The organism is Centipeda sp. (in: firmicutes) (assembly GCF_057271695.1).
Genome location: NZ_DBHIVL010000002.1, coordinates 88060 through 102738 on the forward strand (window position 1 = coordinate 88060; position 14679 = coordinate 102738).

15 protein-coding genes are annotated in these 14679 nt (G+C 57.3%); 13 read left to right on the top strand and 2 right to left on the bottom strand.

What is annotated here, in order from left to right; all coding sequences use genetic code 11:
* Window positions 1–6 precede the first annotated feature (6 nt).
* From ACO6BQ_RS00950 to ahbB, 9 genes are all read left to right on the top strand, one after another.
* Window positions 7–1077 carry an N-acetylmuramoyl-L-alanine amidase family protein gene (locus tag ACO6BQ_RS00950; protein ID WP_489118770.1) on the top strand — a complete coding sequence of 357 codons (1071 nt, stop codon included), beginning with the start codon at window positions 7–9 and terminating at the stop codon, window positions 1075–1077.
* A gap of 17 nt (window positions 1078–1094) precedes the next feature.
* Window positions 1095–1676, top strand: a complete 582-nt coding sequence (locus ACO6BQ_RS00955) for a GerMN domain-containing protein (protein WP_489118772.1) — start codon at window positions 1095–1097, stop codon at window positions 1674–1676.
* 148 nt (window positions 1677–1824) lie between these two features.
* Window positions 1825–3114, top strand: a complete 1290-nt coding sequence (gene tig, locus ACO6BQ_RS00960) for a trigger factor (RefSeq protein ID WP_489118774.1) — start codon at window positions 1825–1827, stop codon at window positions 3112–3114.
* Between the two features lie 23 nt (window positions 3115–3137).
* Window positions 3138–3749: an ATP-dependent Clp endopeptidase proteolytic subunit ClpP gene (gene clpP / locus ACO6BQ_RS00965; protein WP_489118776.1), complete on the top strand. Its 612-nt coding sequence runs from the start codon at window positions 3138–3140 to the stop codon at window positions 3747–3749.
* A gap of 14 nt (window positions 3750–3763) precedes the next feature.
* Window positions 3764–5029, top strand: a complete 1266-nt coding sequence (gene clpX, locus ACO6BQ_RS00970) for an ATP-dependent Clp protease ATP-binding subunit ClpX (protein WP_489118778.1) — start codon at window positions 3764–3766, stop codon at window positions 5027–5029.
* Window positions 5030–5115: 86 nt separating this feature from the next.
* Window positions 5116–7431: an endopeptidase La gene (lon, locus tag ACO6BQ_RS00975; protein ID WP_489118780.1), complete on the top strand. Its 2316-nt coding sequence runs from the start codon at window positions 5116–5118 to the stop codon at window positions 7429–7431.
* A gap of 11 nt (window positions 7432–7442) precedes the next feature.
* The gene (yihA, locus tag ACO6BQ_RS00980) at window positions 7443–8066 is read left to right on the top strand and encodes a ribosome biogenesis GTP-binding protein YihA/YsxC (protein WP_489118782.1); all 624 of its coding nucleotides are present in this window, start codon (window positions 7443–7445) and stop codon (window positions 8064–8066) included.
* A 118-nt stretch (window positions 8067–8184) separates the two neighbouring features.
* Window positions 8185–8643 carry a siroheme decarboxylase subunit alpha gene (gene ahbA, locus ACO6BQ_RS00985; RefSeq protein WP_039957548.1) on the top strand — a complete coding sequence of 153 codons (459 nt, stop codon included), beginning with the start codon at window positions 8185–8187 and terminating at the stop codon, window positions 8641–8643.
* Between the two features lie 21 nt (window positions 8644–8664).
* Entirely contained in the window at window positions 8665–9153 is a 489-nt protein-coding gene (ahbB, locus tag ACO6BQ_RS00990; protein ID WP_489118784.1) for a siroheme decarboxylase subunit beta, read from the top strand.
* Window positions 9154–9213: 60 nt separating this feature from the next.
* Here the strand turns inward: ahbB and ACO6BQ_RS00995 are convergent, their stop codons facing one another.
* Window positions 9214–10374 (bottom strand): FprA family A-type flavoprotein, encoded by a 1161-nt coding sequence (locus tag ACO6BQ_RS00995; RefSeq protein ID WP_489118786.1) that lies wholly within the window; start codon window positions 10372–10374, stop codon window positions 9214–9216.
* A gap of 246 nt (window positions 10375–10620) precedes the next feature.
* On the opposite strand from ACO6BQ_RS00995, the gene ACO6BQ_RS01000 reads away from it, so the two are divergent.
* The 4 genes from ACO6BQ_RS01000 (at window position 10621) to glyS (ending at window position 14489) form a co-directional block, all read left to right on the top strand.
* Window positions 10621–11163: a 3'-5' exonuclease gene (locus ACO6BQ_RS01000; protein WP_489118789.1), complete on the top strand. Its 543-nt coding sequence runs from the start codon at window positions 10621–10623 to the stop codon at window positions 11161–11163.
* Window positions 11164–11206: 43 nt separating this feature from the next.
* Window positions 11207–11488 carry a hypothetical protein gene (locus ACO6BQ_RS01005; RefSeq protein WP_489118791.1) on the top strand — a complete coding sequence of 94 codons (282 nt, stop codon included), beginning with the start codon at window positions 11207–11209 and terminating at the stop codon, window positions 11486–11488.
* Between the two features lie 71 nt (window positions 11489–11559).
* A complete protein-coding gene (gene glyQ / locus ACO6BQ_RS01010) occupies window positions 11560–12441 on the top strand; it encodes a glycine--tRNA ligase subunit alpha (RefSeq protein ID WP_006307112.1) in 882 nt (293 codons plus the stop codon).
* Window positions 12438–14489 carry a glycine--tRNA ligase subunit beta gene (gene glyS / locus ACO6BQ_RS01015; RefSeq protein ID WP_489118793.1) on the top strand — a complete coding sequence of 684 codons (2052 nt, stop codon included), beginning with the start codon at window positions 12438–12440 and terminating at the stop codon, window positions 14487–14489. The genes glyQ and glyS overlap by 4 nt, the downstream gene beginning before the upstream one ends.
* Before the next feature lie 75 nt (window positions 14490–14564).
* On the opposite strand, the gene ACO6BQ_RS01020 is transcribed toward glyS, so the two are convergent.
* On the bottom strand, window positions 14565–14679 hold a 115-nt coding region (locus tag ACO6BQ_RS01020), incomplete at its 5' end, for a secretion protein HlyD (protein ID WP_489118805.1).

A 14679-nucleotide genomic window follows, 5' to 3' on the forward strand; every position in this document is an offset into this window, starting at 1 on the left:
GTATTATTGGCATTGATCCGGTGGAATCAACGCGTATGGACAAGGACGCTGCTCGCAGTGGCAGCGCTTTTTGTCTGTTTTTGCACGCTTTTTGTGAGCGGTACGGGCGAGGCAAAGGGCAAGACCTTTCGTCTCCTGAGCATGGAAAGTCATGCGGTGGAGATTGACGGCCGTGCTGCCGTCCGCATTCAGATCGGTGTGAACCGTGCAGGGGTATCCGATGCACTTGCTGCACAGACACAAGAGGAGAATGCGCTGATCCTCGCACTTGAAAATGTGAAACTTGATAAAAAGTTCCCGCAGGAATATGTAGCAAGCGGTGAGATGACGGAAAAAATCTCTGTCACAATGGAAGACAAGCACAATGCTGTACTCCACATTGCGTCAGCGCTTCCCCTTACACACGAGGATGCCTATCGCGTCTACACGATGCCTGCCGAGGCACATGGCAAGGTGAAGGAGTATCTCGTCATTGACATCATTGCGCCGCGTGTGCAGCCCAGTCCCGCACGCGGGCATACGGTAGTCATCGACCCCGGACACGGGGGCAGCGATTCGGGGGCGATCGGATATACCGGTGTGCCTGAGAAGGTGGTTGCCCTTGCGGTGTCGAAACGCACGGAGGAGCTGCTGCGGGCGGCGGGCGCACACGTCATCATGACGCGGACGGAGGATACTGACGTTTCCTACCCGGGCAATACGTCATCGGGGGAATTGCAGGCGCGTGTGGATGTCAGTTTGGAGCACCCCGAGGCGGAGCTCTTCCTCTCGGTACACTGCAATTCGTTTACAAATCCCGATGCGCACGGCATGGAGACCTACTACTACCCCAAGACGGATGTGGATGAGCATTTTGCGACGCTCCTCAATGAGGAACTCGCGGCGGCGGGCGGTCTCTACAATCGCGGGGTCAAATACGCGAAGTTCTACGTTCTGCGCCACACCGAAATCCCTGCCTCCCTCGTGGAGCTCGGTTTTCTTTCAAACCCGCACGAGGAGGAGCTGTTGGCGAACGCCGGCTATCAGGAGCAGCTGGCACAGGCTCTTGTCCGTGCGATCGAGCGTTATTTTGAGTAAAGGGGAGCGGATACGAAATGTTGATACAGATGAAACGCATGACATCCATCGCTGCCATACTCGCAGCCGCAGCGATGCTCGCCCTTGCAGCGGGCTGCGGGGATGAGCAGAAGCCGATACAGGAGGACAGCCCCGCGCAGACGGAACAGCCGAAGGATACGGAGAAGCCTGCACAGGTGAAGCCAAAGGAGCTGCAGGTGAATGTCTACTATCCGAGAAACGACGGTACGGGGCTCATCGCAGTCAGCCGCAAGGTGAACACGGAGAAGGACGACAAGTATACAGCGGCGATGAAGTCTCTCCTCACGGGGACGAAGGAGAAGGCGCAGACGAACGTCATCCCGAAAAAGGCAAAGCTGCGCAGCGTCACGGTGAAGGACGGCGTTGCAACAGTGGACTTCTCGAAGGAATTGGAGCAGAATTTCAGCGGCGGATCGACGGGCGAGGAAATGCTCATCGGTTCCATCGTGAACACACTGACGGATTTCCCCGAGGTTCAGAAAGTGCAGATCCTCATCGAGGGTGCGTCCGTGGAGACACTGTCGGGGCATATGGATCTCTCCGAGCCGCTCACGCGCATGACGGAGTTGCTCAATTGACACCGCGAATCCCTCGCTTGTCATTTTGGTCTTTTTGTGATACGATACAGATAGAATCGCGGACGTTGCGCTCTTTGCGTGTCCGCATATCGGGAAGCGCGTAGACACGTTGTTTCCATAGGAAAATAGCAGGAGGTTGTTTCATACAATGAAGGTTACGGCAGAGCATGGTGAGAACCGCGAGGTCACTCTGACGATTGAAGTTGAGCAGGCAAAACTGGAGAAGGCGACGGACGGTGCGGCAAAGCGCATCGCGGGGCGTGTGAACATCCCCGGCTTCCGCAAGGGCAAGGCACCGCGCAAGATTGTCGAGAACTTCGTCGGCAAGGACGCAATTTTGCAGGAAGCGTTTGAGGGCGTTGCCCAGCAGGCGTTCGAGGATGCTCTGACGGAGCAGAACATGGAGCCTGTGACGCGCCCCGAGATCGACATCGTGACCCTTGAGGAGGGCAAGGATGTCGTCTTTACGGCAAAGTTCACGCAGCGTCCCGAGGTCACGCTCGGCGACTACAAGGGACTGACGGTGGAAAAGCCCGAGGTCACTGTGTCCGAGGAGGACATCGACCGACAGATCGAGGGCATGCGTCAGCATCAGGGAACCCTCGTGGACGCACCTGCGGATGCCGAGGTCAAGAAGGACGATTTCATCACCCTTGACTTTGAGGGCTTTGTCGGCGGCATGGCGTTTGCGGGGGGCAAGGGCGAGGACTACCCGCTGCAGATCGGCTCGGGCAGTTTCATTCCCGGCTTCGAGGATCAGCTCATCGGTGCGAAGATTGGCGAGGAGCGCGAAGTCAACGTCACGTTCCCCGAGGAGTATCATGCAGAGAACCTCAAGGGCAAGCCGGCCATGTTCAAATGCACGGTGCGCAGCATCAAGTCGCGTGAGCTGCCCGAGCTGAACGACGAGTTCGCGAAGAAGGCGAGCAAGTTCGAGACACTCGCAGAGCTGCGTGAGGACATCCGCAAGAACCTCCAGGCGGGCGCGGAGCGTCAGGCTGAGACCGACCGCCGCACGAAGGCGATCGACATGGCGACGGAGAACTGCACGATGGAGATTCCGCCGGTCATGGTCGAGAACCGCATCACGGCGATGATTCAGGAGATGGCGATGCGTCTCGAGCAGCAGGGGATGAGCCTCGAGCAGTATCTCCAGTACGCGGGTCTCGATATGGCGCGCATCCGCGACGAGTACCGCGAGACAGCGGAGAAGAACGTCCGCACGGACCTCATGTTGGAGGAGGTCGCAAAGGCTGAGGGGATCAAGGTCGAGGGAAGGGATCTCGATCAGGAAGTCTATGCGATGGCACTCTCCTACGGTGCGACACCGAAGCAGGTTCAGAAGATCATCAAAGAGCAGGGACGTGTCAGTGACCTTGCCGCGACGGTTCTGCGCAAGAAGACGGCGCAGTTCATCGTGGACAATATCACGGCATAAGACATCCCCTGTGGGGAGGAACTATGAGTTATTATGTACCGATGGTGGTGGAGAACTCGAGCCGCGGGGAGCGTGCCTATGACATATATTCCCGCCTGCTCAAGGAACGCATCATCTTCTTAGGTGGACCGATTGATGACAGTGTGGCAAATGTCGTTGTGGCACAGCTGCTCTTTCTCGAGTCCGAGGATCCGGACAAGGACATCCATCTCTACATCAACAGCCCGGGCGGTGTCGTGACGGCGGGGCTTGCCATCTACGACACGATGCAGTACATCAAGCCGGATGTCTCGACCATCTGCATCGGGCAGGCGGCGAGCATGGGCTCCATCCTGCTGACGGCGGGCGCGGCGGGGAAACGCTACGCATTGCCGCACGCACGCATCATGATCCATCAGCCGCTCGGCGGTGCACAGGGACAGTCGACCGATATCCAGATCCAGGCGAAGGAGATCCTGCGCCTGCGTGAGGTCGGCAACAATATTCTCGCGCATCATACGGGGCAGGATTCCGAGAAGATCAACGTCGATACGGAGCGCGACAACTTTATGTCGGCAGAGGAAGCCAAGGCATATGGGCTGATCGACGAGGTTGTTACCCGTCCCAAGGCTGCCTCCACAGAGAAGAATGCCTGAGGGGGTGTGACGCGATGAAATTTGGAGAGGAAGACAAGGGGCAGCTCAAGTGCTCGTTCTGCGGCAAGACGCAGGAGCAGGTGCGAAAGCTCGTAGCAGGACCCGGTGTCTATATCTGCGATGAATGTATTGAGCTCTGCAATGAGATCATAGCGGAGGAGTTCAGCGATGACGCTGAAGTCGGACTCAAGGATGTTCCGAAACCGAAGGAAATCCGCCACATTCTCGACCAATATGTCATCGGACAGGACGAGGCGAAGAAGTCTCTGTCGGTTGCCGTCTACAACCACTACAAGCGCATCAACGTAGGTCAGGGGAAAAACGAGGATGTGGAGCTGAAGAAGTCGAACATCCTCATGATTGGCCCAACGGGCAGCGGCAAGACCTTGCTCGCACAGACTCTTGCGCGTATTCTGAACGTCCCGTTCGCGATTGCGGACGCGACCTCACTCACAGAGGCGGGTTACGTTGGCGAGGATGTTGAGAACATTCTGCTCAAGCTGATTCAGGCTGCGGACTATGATATCGAGAAGGCGCAGCGCGGCATCATCTACATCGACGAGATCGATAAGATCGCGCGCAAGTCGGAGAATCCCTCCATCACGCGCGACGTTTCAGGTGAGGGAGTTCAGCAGGCACTGCTCAAGATCCTCGAGGGAACGACGGCATCCGTACCGCCGCAGGGCGGGCGCAAACATCCGCAGCAGGAGCTGTTGCAGATCGACACAACGAACATTCTCTTTATCTGTGGCGGCGCGTTTGACGGGATCGAGGAGATCATCGAGTCGCGCCTCGGGAAAAAGCAGATGGGCTTCGGTGCGGAGGTACGCTCCAAGAAACGCGTATCCGTCGGTGAATCTCTGCGCAAAGTTGTTTCCGAGGATCTGATGAAAAACGGTCTGATTCCCGAGTTCATCGGGCGTCTGCCCGTTGTTGTGACGCTGAACTCGCTCGACGAGAATGCGCTTGTGCAGATCCTGACCGAACCGAAGAATGCGCTTGTCAAGCAGTTCCAGAAGCTCTTGGAGTTGGACGGTGTGCGTCTCACGTTCGAGGACGAGGCTCTGCACCTCATTGCGAAGGAAGCCCTCACGCACAAGACAGGTGCGCGTGGACTGCGCTCCATCATCGAGAGCATCATGCGCAACGTCATGTACGAAGTACCTTCGATTCAGGGCGTAACGGCATGTCAGGTCACGAAGGACGTGGTCGCAAATCACAGTGACCCCATCCTGACGATTGACGGCTCTGGTGCGCAGAAGATGGCAGCTGCGAACTAATGCGATACTTTACGAAAGGAGCTCTGCACTGCGGTGCTCCTTTTTTCATACGAGAATATTCTCTCTTATAGATGGAAGGAAATACGATGTCCGAGAAACAAACCCTCCCTCTGCTCCCACTGCGCGGACTGGTGGTCTATCCGCATATGATGGTCAATCTCGATGTGGGGCGTGACCGCTCGGTTGCCGCCATTGAGCGTGCGATTGCGGGGGACAACCGCATCCTCGTCGTGGCGCAGCGAGATCCGGAGTGTGACGATCCGACAACGGATGACCTCTATGATGTTGGTGCTGTGGCGGAGATTCGCCAGTTCCTGCGGATGCCCGAGGGGGTTCTGCGCATCCTTGTCGACGGGCAGAAACGTGCGGAGATCCTTGCCATCCGTGAAGGAGAGAAGTATGCCGAGGCGGATGTGCACGAGATCGAGGAAAACGAGGATGCGCCCCTGAGCAAGGACATGGAGGCTTTGGTACACGGGGTTACGAGCAAGTTTGAGGAATGGGTGAAGCTCTCACATAAGATTCCACCCGAGGCACTTGTCTCCATCTCCATCATGGAGGACATGGGACGTCTTGCGGACATCATCGCAAGCCATCTGAGCCTCAAGCATGAGGTGCGGCAGGAAATCCTTGCCGCAATCGACGTGCGTGCGCGTCTCGAACGCCTCTATCAGGCACTCGTCCACGAACTCGACATCATGGGCATTGAGAGCGAGATCAATCGCCGCGTTCGCAAGCAGATGGACAAGGTGCAGCGGGACTTCTACCTGCGCGAGCAGATCAAGGCAATCCGCAAGGAACTCGGCGATGATGCAGACAAGGCGGCAGAGGTTGATCGCTATCGGGAGGCACTGGCGGCAAAGGAGTATCCCGAAGCCGTACGCGAGACCATTGAGCGCGAGATTCATCGCCTCGACATGAGTCCTACGATGAGTGCGGAGGTCGGTGTCATCCGCAACTATCTGGACGTGCTCACCGAACTCCCGTGGAACGAGACGACGGAGGAGCACGTCGATATGGCAGAGGCACAGGCGGTGCTCGAACATGACCACTACGGCTTGGAAAAGGTCAAGGAGCGCATCCTTGACTATCTCGCCGTGCGCCGTCTCGCCCCCGAGCAGAGTGCACCGATCCTCTGCCTCGTGGGTGCGCCCGGTGTCGGAAAGACCTCGCTCGGCGCGTCGATTGCGCGCGCAATGGGACGCAAGTTCATCCGCATCTCGCTCGGCGGCATTCGCGATGAGGCGGAGATCCGCGGGCATCGCCGCACCTATGTCGGTGCAATGCCGGGGCGCATCATCGAGGGCATTCGCCATGCAGGGACAAAGAACCCTGTGTTTTTGTTGGATGAGGTCGACAAGATCGCAATGGACTTCCACGGCGACCCGTCGGCGGCACTGCTTGAGGTGCTTGATCCCGCGCAGAACTGCACATTCAGCGACCATTTTGTCGAGCTGCCGTTTGACCTCTCGCGTGTCTTCTGGATCGTGACGGCGAACAATCCGGCAAAGATCCCTGCCCCCCTACGCGACCGCATGGAGATCCTGAACCTCTCAAGCTACACTGAGCTCGAAAAGATCGAGATTGCACGTCGTCACCTCCTGCCGCGCCAGCGTACGCAGAACGGGCTGAAGGCGAAGGACATCCGTATTAGTGCGGGTGTCTGGCCTGAGATTATCCGCTCCTATACGCGTGAGGCGGGTGTGCGCGAGCTCGAGCGCGTCATCGGGCAGCTCTGCCGCAAGGCGGCACGCCGCATTGTCGCGGATGAGAAGCCGCCCATTGCCGTGACGAAGGCGAACCTCGCGGACTTCCTTGAGCGTCCGAAGTATCACGCAGCAAAGCAGGAGAAAAAGCCGCTCGTCGGCGTTGTGACGGGACTTGCATGGACGGAGGTCGGCGGCGACGTGCTGCGCACCGAGGTCAATATCCTGCGCGGCAAGGGTAAGCTCATCCTCACGGGACAGCTCGGCGAGGTCATGCAGGAGTCGGCGCAGGCGGCACTCTCCTATGTGCGCAGCCGTGCGGGCGTACTCCATCTCGCCGAGGACTTTTATGAAAAGGATGACATCCACATCCACCTGCCTGAGGGTGCAATTCCGAAGGACGGCCCCTCGGCGGGGATCACCATGGCAACGGCGATGATCTCTGCGCTCACGGGGCGCAAGGTACGCTCTGATGTCGCCATGACGGGGGAGATCACCCTGCGCGGGAACGTCCTGCCCATCGGCGGGCTCAAGGAAAAGACCCTTGCCGCGTACCGCGAGGGGGTCAAGACCATCGTCCTGCCGGAGGAGAATGCGCGTGACATCGAGGACATCCCCGATGTCGTGCGCTCCTCCCTTGAGTTCGTGCCCGTTGCACATATGGACGAGGTGCTGCGGGTTGCGCTGTATAATTAGGAGGTGCGGACGTGTCTGAAGCGGTTGTTATCACAAAGGCGACCTATCTCGCTTCCGCCGTGCGGCGCGACCAGTATCCCGAGGAACGCCGTCCCGCCGTCGCCTTTATCGGGCGGTCGAACGTCGGCAAATCCTCACTCATCAACTCCCTCACGCGTATTCGGCAGCTTGCTCGTGTTTCTTCGAAGCCGGGCAAGACACAGACCATCAATTTCTATGAACTGCTTCTAAAGATCGATGGGGGAGAGGAGCGTTACCCCGTCCACCTCGTCGACCTGCCGGGCTACGGCTATGCCAAGACCTCGCGCGAGAGCAGAAAGGTTTGGGCAAAATTTATCGAGGAATATTTTTTGCACGCCGAGGAACTGCGCTTTGTCTGTCTTCTGCTCGACATTCGGCACACACCGATGGAGTCCGACCGCCGTATGTTCGACTGGCTCGTGGAGCACGACATCCCCGTGCTTGTCATCGCCACAAAGGCGGACAAGATCGGAAAGAACGCACGCCGCACGCAGATTGCGGCGATGCAGAAGGCACTCGGCGTGCCCGAGCTCACGATTCTTCCCTATGCCTCTCCGAAAAATGAAGGACGTTCAGAATTACTTGACGTGATGAAGGAATATCTGGTAGAATAGGCACAGAAAGAAATGAAGCAGATTCATCTTTTTGTGTCCGAATATCCGCCCATGAGCACGGCAGATGCACGATCGGCAGAGAGATGGGCTGCCTGTGTGTATTATGGGGGAGTTCCAGATGACTGTACTCACGGATTTTGACAAGCGGCTGCTGAATCTCCTGCAGGGCAACCTGCCGGTGTGTTCACGGCCGTTTGCGCGTTTGGGTGAAATGCTTGAGACGACGGAGGAGCATGTGCTCAGCCGTCTGGATGATCTGAAACGCGAGGGGTATCTGCGCCGCATTGGCACGTTCTTCAACTCCGAGCAGCTTGGCTATCACGGCACGCTGATTGCCCTGCGCGTTGCGGAGGAGCACATCGCCGATGTCGCGGCAGCGATCAATCGCTATGCGGGGGCGACGCACAACTATGAGCGCGAGGGGAAATACAACCTCTGGTTTACCCTCCTGACGCCGTCGCGTCATGCGGAGGAGAAGATACTCGCCGATGTCACAGCCCTGCCGGGTGTGGAGCGTCTGATGAGTCTCAAGTCGAATAAACGCTATAAGATCAACGTACAGTTCAAGCTGAACTGAGCGGATAGGGAAGGTCAATCTATGACAGAAGAAATAGAGCTCAGCGAACTCGATCGCAAGATCGTTCGTCTCCTGCAAGGGGAGTTCCCGCTTGTTGCAGAGCCGTACAAGGTGCTCGCTGCAGAGATCGGCATTACCGAGGAGCAGCTCCTCGCCCGTATTGCCGCCATGCGTGAGGAGAAGAAGATCCGCAAGATGGGGGCTGTCCTGCGCCATCGCGAGGTGGGCTTTACCGCGAACTGCCTCTGCGTCTGGAATGTGCCCGATGAACGCGTGGATGAGGTTGCGCGGCGCATGGCGGAGCATCCGCGTGTCTCGCATTGCTATGACCGCAACCGCGAAGCAGACTGGCAGTATAACCTCTATACTATGATCCACGGCTACAGCCGCGAGGAGTGCGAGGGCATCGCTGCCGAGCTTGCTGCCGCCACCGATGTAGAGGATCGCCGTATGCTCTACACGCGCAAAGAGTGGAAGAAAACATCGATGAAGTACTTTACGGAGGAATAAACATTTTTCCATGAAAAAACCCGAAGGACTTGTGAATCCTTCGGGTTTTTCTATGCTGTCTTACAGTGCCAAAATCTGGTCGCGCAGTCCTGCCAGCTGCGCGGCGGAGGGGACGTAGAGCATACGCACCTTGTCCATGACGATCTCGCAGCCGCCTGCCTTGAGCTCGTCCTCGATCTGCTGGATGCTCTGCCCGCCCCAGCCGTAGGAGCCGAATGCAAACGCCTTGCGCCCCTTTGGCGCGAGACCCTTCATGTAGCAGAGGAATCCTGCGATGGTGGGGAGCATCTGGTTGTTGAGCGTCGGCGAGCCGACGGCCAGGTAGCGGCTCGTGAGCACATCCGTCATGATGTCGGCGTGTGTGTTCTTTTGGATGTCGTAGTAGCCGACAGAGAAGCCCTTGTCGATGAACGCCTCGGCGATGGTGTGCGCCATCTTCTCTGTGGAGTGCCACATGCTGTCAAAGACGACGACAGCGCGTTCCTCCGTCTCACCGAGCGACCACTTGTTGTAGAGGTCGATAATCTCGGGGATGTGCGAACGCCAGATGATGCCGTGACCCGTGGCAATCATATCAATATCGAGCTTGTGTACTTCCTTGAGTGCTGTCTGCGCCTGCTTCGCATACAGGAAGAGAATGTTTGCGTAGTATTTCTTTGCCTCCTGGATGACGACGGAGAGGTCATTGTCATCGTCATAACGTTTGCCGGAGGCGAGATGCTGACCGAACGCATCATTCGAGAAGAGGATTTTTTCCTCGGGGCAGTACGTCACCATGCTGTCCGGCCAGTGGAGCATCGGTGTCGGGATGAATGCGAGTGTACGCTTGCCGATGGAGAGCGTATCGCCCGCCTTGACTGTCTCATAGGGCAGTTCCCCGTAGTAGGCACGCAGACCCTTGAGTCCGTTCGGCGCACTCGTGACAACCTTCGCGTTCGGGGCGAGGGAGGAGATGAGTGGGACGCCGAACGAGTGATCCGGTTCGACATGGTTCGAGATGATGTAGTCGATTTTCGACGGGTCAATGACGGAGGAGATCCGTGAAAGCATTTCCTCCTCGAAGCCGTGCTTCACCGTATCAATGAGCGTAATCTTGTCATCGATGATGAGATAGGCATTGTAGGTGGAACCACGCTGTGTATCATAGCCGTGAAAGCTGCGCATCGACCAATCGACGGCTCCGACCCAGTAGACATCATCCCGAATTTTGATGGCGTTCATGAATTGCTCCTTTCGACGATAGGATCATATATACAACTTATAGTTTCTCTCTATAAATAAGAACTATATTTATAGAAGTATTCTAGCCTAATTTTTAGGCTTTTGCAACAGGAAGTTTCGTGCATTTTTTCATAAAACGGGAAGGAGCGGGGGGATTTCTTGACAGATGATATGCCATGCGATATAATATTTATGACGAAAGCCATACAAAACTAGGAGAAAATGACTAGAAAAGGAAGGACTTTAATGCTAGAAAAAATTCTGGTCTTTGACACCGAGACGACAGGTTTTCGCAGCGATGATGAAGTTCTGACACTCGCCGTTGTAAATGGCAGCGGGGCAACGATGGTGGACGGGATGTATGCGCCTGTGCGCAAGACATCATGGCCGGATGCCGAGAAGATCAATCGCATTTCTCCCGCGATGGTGGCGGACTGTTCGCCGATTCGCACGCAGCAGGCTGAACTTGAGCGGCTGTTCAACGATCCGGACACCCTGCTTGTTGGCTACAATATCGAGTTTGATATCCGCCTTTTGGCGCAGTCAGGCATCCGCATTACGAATCCGAACCGTCATGATGTCATGCTGGCGTTCTCGGAGTTCCGCAAAGTACCCGATGCGCGGCGCGGCGGCTATCGCTGGTGGAAGCTGACGGAGTGCGCGGACTACTACCGTTACGACTGGGGCACGAGTCAGGCACACGGTGCACTGGCGGATACGCTCGCGACGCTCTACTGCTATCAGAAGATGCAGCAGCCGGTGTATGAGGCGCAGAGCCTATTTGATTGAATTACGGCATATCCTAATCTGCAAGGAAAGGAGGGGACGCATTATGCCAAAGAAGAAAAGATATGAACAAAGAGACCCAAGTCCCGTGGAGTCGATCCACGAGCGACAGCAGATGGAACTCGAACAGCGGCTTGCGCGTGTTCGCCAAAAACGCACCTCCTATCAGCGCAAGATCATTGGTACGGCCGTTGTTTTCTTTATCATCCTGATTATTGTTTGTGCGCTCCTGCCCGGGGAGGATAATACGGCGAGCGAAAAGTGGGAAAAACCGGTGAACTCGCGTCAGGCGCAGATCTTGCAGAGCTTGCAGGATAATTTTAAGTAGGTACTTGCCATTTTCCAAAAACCGCGTATTCTATAGAGTGACGCGGTTTTTTTGATGAAGGAGTTGTTTGCATGAAATTCCAGGAGGTCATCCTCGCATTGCAGGAGTTCTGGTCGGATCAGGGCTGTATCCTCGCCCAGCCGTATGACGTGGAGAAGGGCGCGGGTACGATGAGTCCGTGGACGTTCCTGCGCGTTCTCGGCCCCGAGCCGTGGAACGTCGCTTATGTGGAGCCGTCGCGCCGTCCGGCAGACGGACGCTATGGGGACAATCCGAACCGTCTCTATCAGCATCATCAGTTTCAGGTCATCATGAAGCCCTCGCCGGACAACATTCAGGAGCTCTATCTTCAGAGCCTTGCGCGTCTCGGCATTCGCGCCGAGGAGCATGACATCCGCTTCGTTGAGGACAACTGGGAGTCACCGACGCTCGGTGCGTGGGGGCTCGGCTGGGAGGTCTGGCTCGACGGCATGGAGATTACGCAGTTCACGTATTTCCAGCAGGTCGGCAGTCATGATGTCAAACCCGTCTCCGTCGAGATCACCTACGGTCTTGAGCGGCTTGCCATGTATATTCAGGGCGTGGAGAATGTCTATGACATCGCGTGGACGGACGATGTGACGTATGGGGACGTGTTCCATCAGAACGAGTTCGAGCAGTCCACCTATGCGTTCGACCTCTCGGATGAGGCACTGCTCTTTGACCTCTTTGACAAATACGAGGCAGAGGCGGTGCGCGTCATTGGCGCAGGTCATGTGCATCCCGCGCATGACTACGTGCTGAAATGTTCGCACACGTTCAACCTGCTCGATGCACGCGGCGCGATCAGCGTCTCACAGCGTACGGCGTTCATCGGTCGCGTCCGCAAGCTCGCGCGTCTGTGCGCGGAGGCGTATCTCGCACAGCGCGAGGCACTCGGCTATCCGATGCTGAAGAAGGAGGGAAAGGCATGAGTAAGGATTTACTTCTTGAAATCGGGACGGAGGAAGTTCCCGCACACGTTATGCCGCACCTCCTCGCTGATCTGAAACGTCTCGCAGGGGAAATGTTCGCAGAGCGTCGTCTTGCCTACGAGAGCCTGCGCACGATCGGCACACCGCGTCGCACGGCCCTCATCGTGACGGGGCTTGCCGAGCGGCAGGAGGATGTCAGCACGGAGACGCGTGGCCCCTCGGTCGCCATTGCCTTTGACGCAGAGGGCAATCCGACGAAGGCGGGCGCGGGCTTTGCACGCGGGCAGGGCGTTGAGCCCTCGGCGCTCATTCAGCGGGACGGCTATGTCTATGCCTCTGTGCACGAAAAGGGCGCGGAGACGGCGCAGCTGCTCGCGGAACTCCTGCCCGAGCTCATCCGTGCGATCCCCTTGCCGAACAGCATGCGTTGGGGCGATCTGGACTTCCGCTTTATCCGCCCGATTCGTTGGATTGTCGCGCTCTACGGGACAGAGGTTGTACCCTTTACGATTGCGAATGTCACGAGCGGGAATACATCACGCGGACATCGCACGCTCGCACCGCAGGAGTTTGTCATCGCTGCGCCCGCAGACTATGAGGCGGCGTGTGAAAAGGCATATATTATCGTCGACCAAGAGCGTCGGCGTGCGATGATCTGCGAGCAGATCGCCGCCGTCGCGCAGGAGTGCGGCGGCACGGCAGAGATCACGCCGGATCTCCTGGAGGAAGTGCTGTATCTTGTCGAGTACCCGACGGCACTCAGCGGCGCATTTGAGGAGAAATATCTCGCGCTGCCCGCCGAGACGGTCATTACCCCCATGCGCGACCATCAGCGGTACTTCCCCGTTAAGGCGGCGGACGGCAGTCTCCTGCCCGTCTTTATCACCGTGCGCAACGGTGGCAGGGAGCATCTCGATGTGGTCGCACACGGCAACGAGCGCGTCCTGCGTGCACGTCTTGCCGATGCCCAGTTCTTCTTTGACGAGGATCGCAAGAAATCACTTGCAGAGCATCGCGAGAAGCTGAAGACCGTCGTGTTCCAGCAGGGGCTCGGCTCGATGTACGAGAAGACCGAGCGACTGATGGGCCTGGTCACGGCGATTGTCGAGGATCTTGCTGACGATGATGCGGCATACGAGACGATGGCGGCGGACGCACGCCGCGCGGCAGAACTGTCGAAGGCAGATCTCGTGACGGGCATGGTCACGGAGTTCACGGAGCTGCAGGGCATTATGGGGCGTGAGTATGCGGCTCTCGATGGGGAAAAACTCGCCGTCGCGTGTGCTATTGACGAGCAGTATATGCCGCGCTTCGCGGGGGACGAACTGCCGCAGTCGGCACTCGGCTTCGCACTCAGCGTTGCGGACAAGATTGACAACATCGTCGGCACGTTCAGCCGCGGCAAGATCCCGACGGGCTCGCAGGATCCCTTTGTCCTGCGCCGTCAGGCACTCGGGCTTGTACTCATGCTGATTGAGAACGAGAGCGAGCTCCTGCTCTCCGATCTTGTCGATGAGGCGTGCGATCTCTATGCGCTTGACGAGGCGGCGCGTGAGAAGATGCAGACCGATGTCGCGGACTTCATTCGTCTGCGTCTCAAGAACGTCCTCACGGAGCGCGGCGTGCGCTACGACGTGCAGGAGGCAGTTCTCGCAGATGTGGATCTCGTTGCGAATGTGCCCGTGTGCGCCGCCTATGTGGAGCGTCTGCTTGCGCTCGATGATGCGGCATCTCTCGTGCAGTCCTTTGTTCGCGTCGGCAATATCGCACGCGCAGCAGAGGAGGGCGAGGTTGATGCTGCGCTCTTTGCTGCACCTGAGGAGGGGGCTCTCCTCACTGCCTATGAAAAGGCGGATGCGCTGTTCGATGAGGGCGAGGATACACTTGCGGCGGAGCAGACCCTTGCAGCGGCAATCGACGCATTCTTCGATGCGGTCATGGTCATGGACAAGGATGAGCGCGTGCGTACAAATCGCCTGAGCCTTCTCAAGGCCATTGATAACTATCTCCTCCAGACGGCAGACTACAGCAAGATCGTACTGAACTGACGGTAAACAGAATTTGCTCCGACAAAGTTCCTCTGTTGTTAAAAATTTTTGCAGCAGAGGGACTTTTTATTGGAGTTAAGGAAGCACTGATAAATTCAGCCACGCCATCTTGACGCATCTTTTTTGCCCGCACTGCGTCGGCAAATCCTCCACATAGCTTTGGCTATGCGTCCGGTTTGCCTCCTTGTTC

Bases quoted from the DNA above. Each gene is read 5' to 3' on its own strand.
- clpX (WP_489118778.1), top strand. From the start codon at position 3,764: ATGAAATTTGGAGAGGAAGACAAGGGGCAGCTCAAGTGCTCGTTCTGC.
- glyS (WP_489118793.1), top strand. From the start codon at position 12,438: ATGAGTAAGGATTTACTTCTTGAAATCGGGACGGAGGAAGTTCCCGCA.
- ACO6BQ_RS00955 (WP_489118772.1), top strand. From the start codon at position 1,095: ATGTTGATACAGATGAAACGCATGACATCCATCGCTGCCATACTCGCA.
- tig (WP_489118774.1), top strand. From the start codon at position 1,825: ATGAAGGTTACGGCAGAGCATGGTGAGAACCGCGAGGTCACTCTGACG.
- clpP (WP_489118776.1), top strand. From the start codon at position 3,138: ATGAGTTATTATGTACCGATGGTGGTGGAGAACTCGAGCCGCGGGGAG.
- glyQ (WP_006307112.1), top strand. From the start codon at position 11,560: ATGAAATTCCAGGAGGTCATCCTCGCATTGCAGGAGTTCTGGTCGGAT.
- lon (WP_489118780.1), top strand. From the start codon at position 5,116: ATGTCCGAGAAACAAACCCTCCCTCTGCTCCCACTGCGCGGACTGGTG.
- ahbB (WP_489118784.1), top strand. From the start codon at position 8,665: ATGACAGAAGAAATAGAGCTCAGCGAACTCGATCGCAAGATCGTTCGT.
- ACO6BQ_RS01000 (WP_489118789.1), top strand. From the start codon at position 10,621: ATGCTAGAAAAAATTCTGGTCTTTGACACCGAGACGACAGGTTTTCGC.
- ahbA (WP_039957548.1), top strand. From the start codon at position 8,185: ATGACTGTACTCACGGATTTTGACAAGCGGCTGCTGAATCTCCTGCAG.
- ACO6BQ_RS01005 (WP_489118791.1), top strand. From the start codon at position 11,207: ATGCCAAAGAAGAAAAGATATGAACAAAGAGACCCAAGTCCCGTGGAG.
- ACO6BQ_RS00995 (WP_489118786.1), bottom strand. From the start codon at position 10,374: ATGAACGCCATCAAAATTCGGGATGATGTCTACTGGGTCGGAGCCGTC.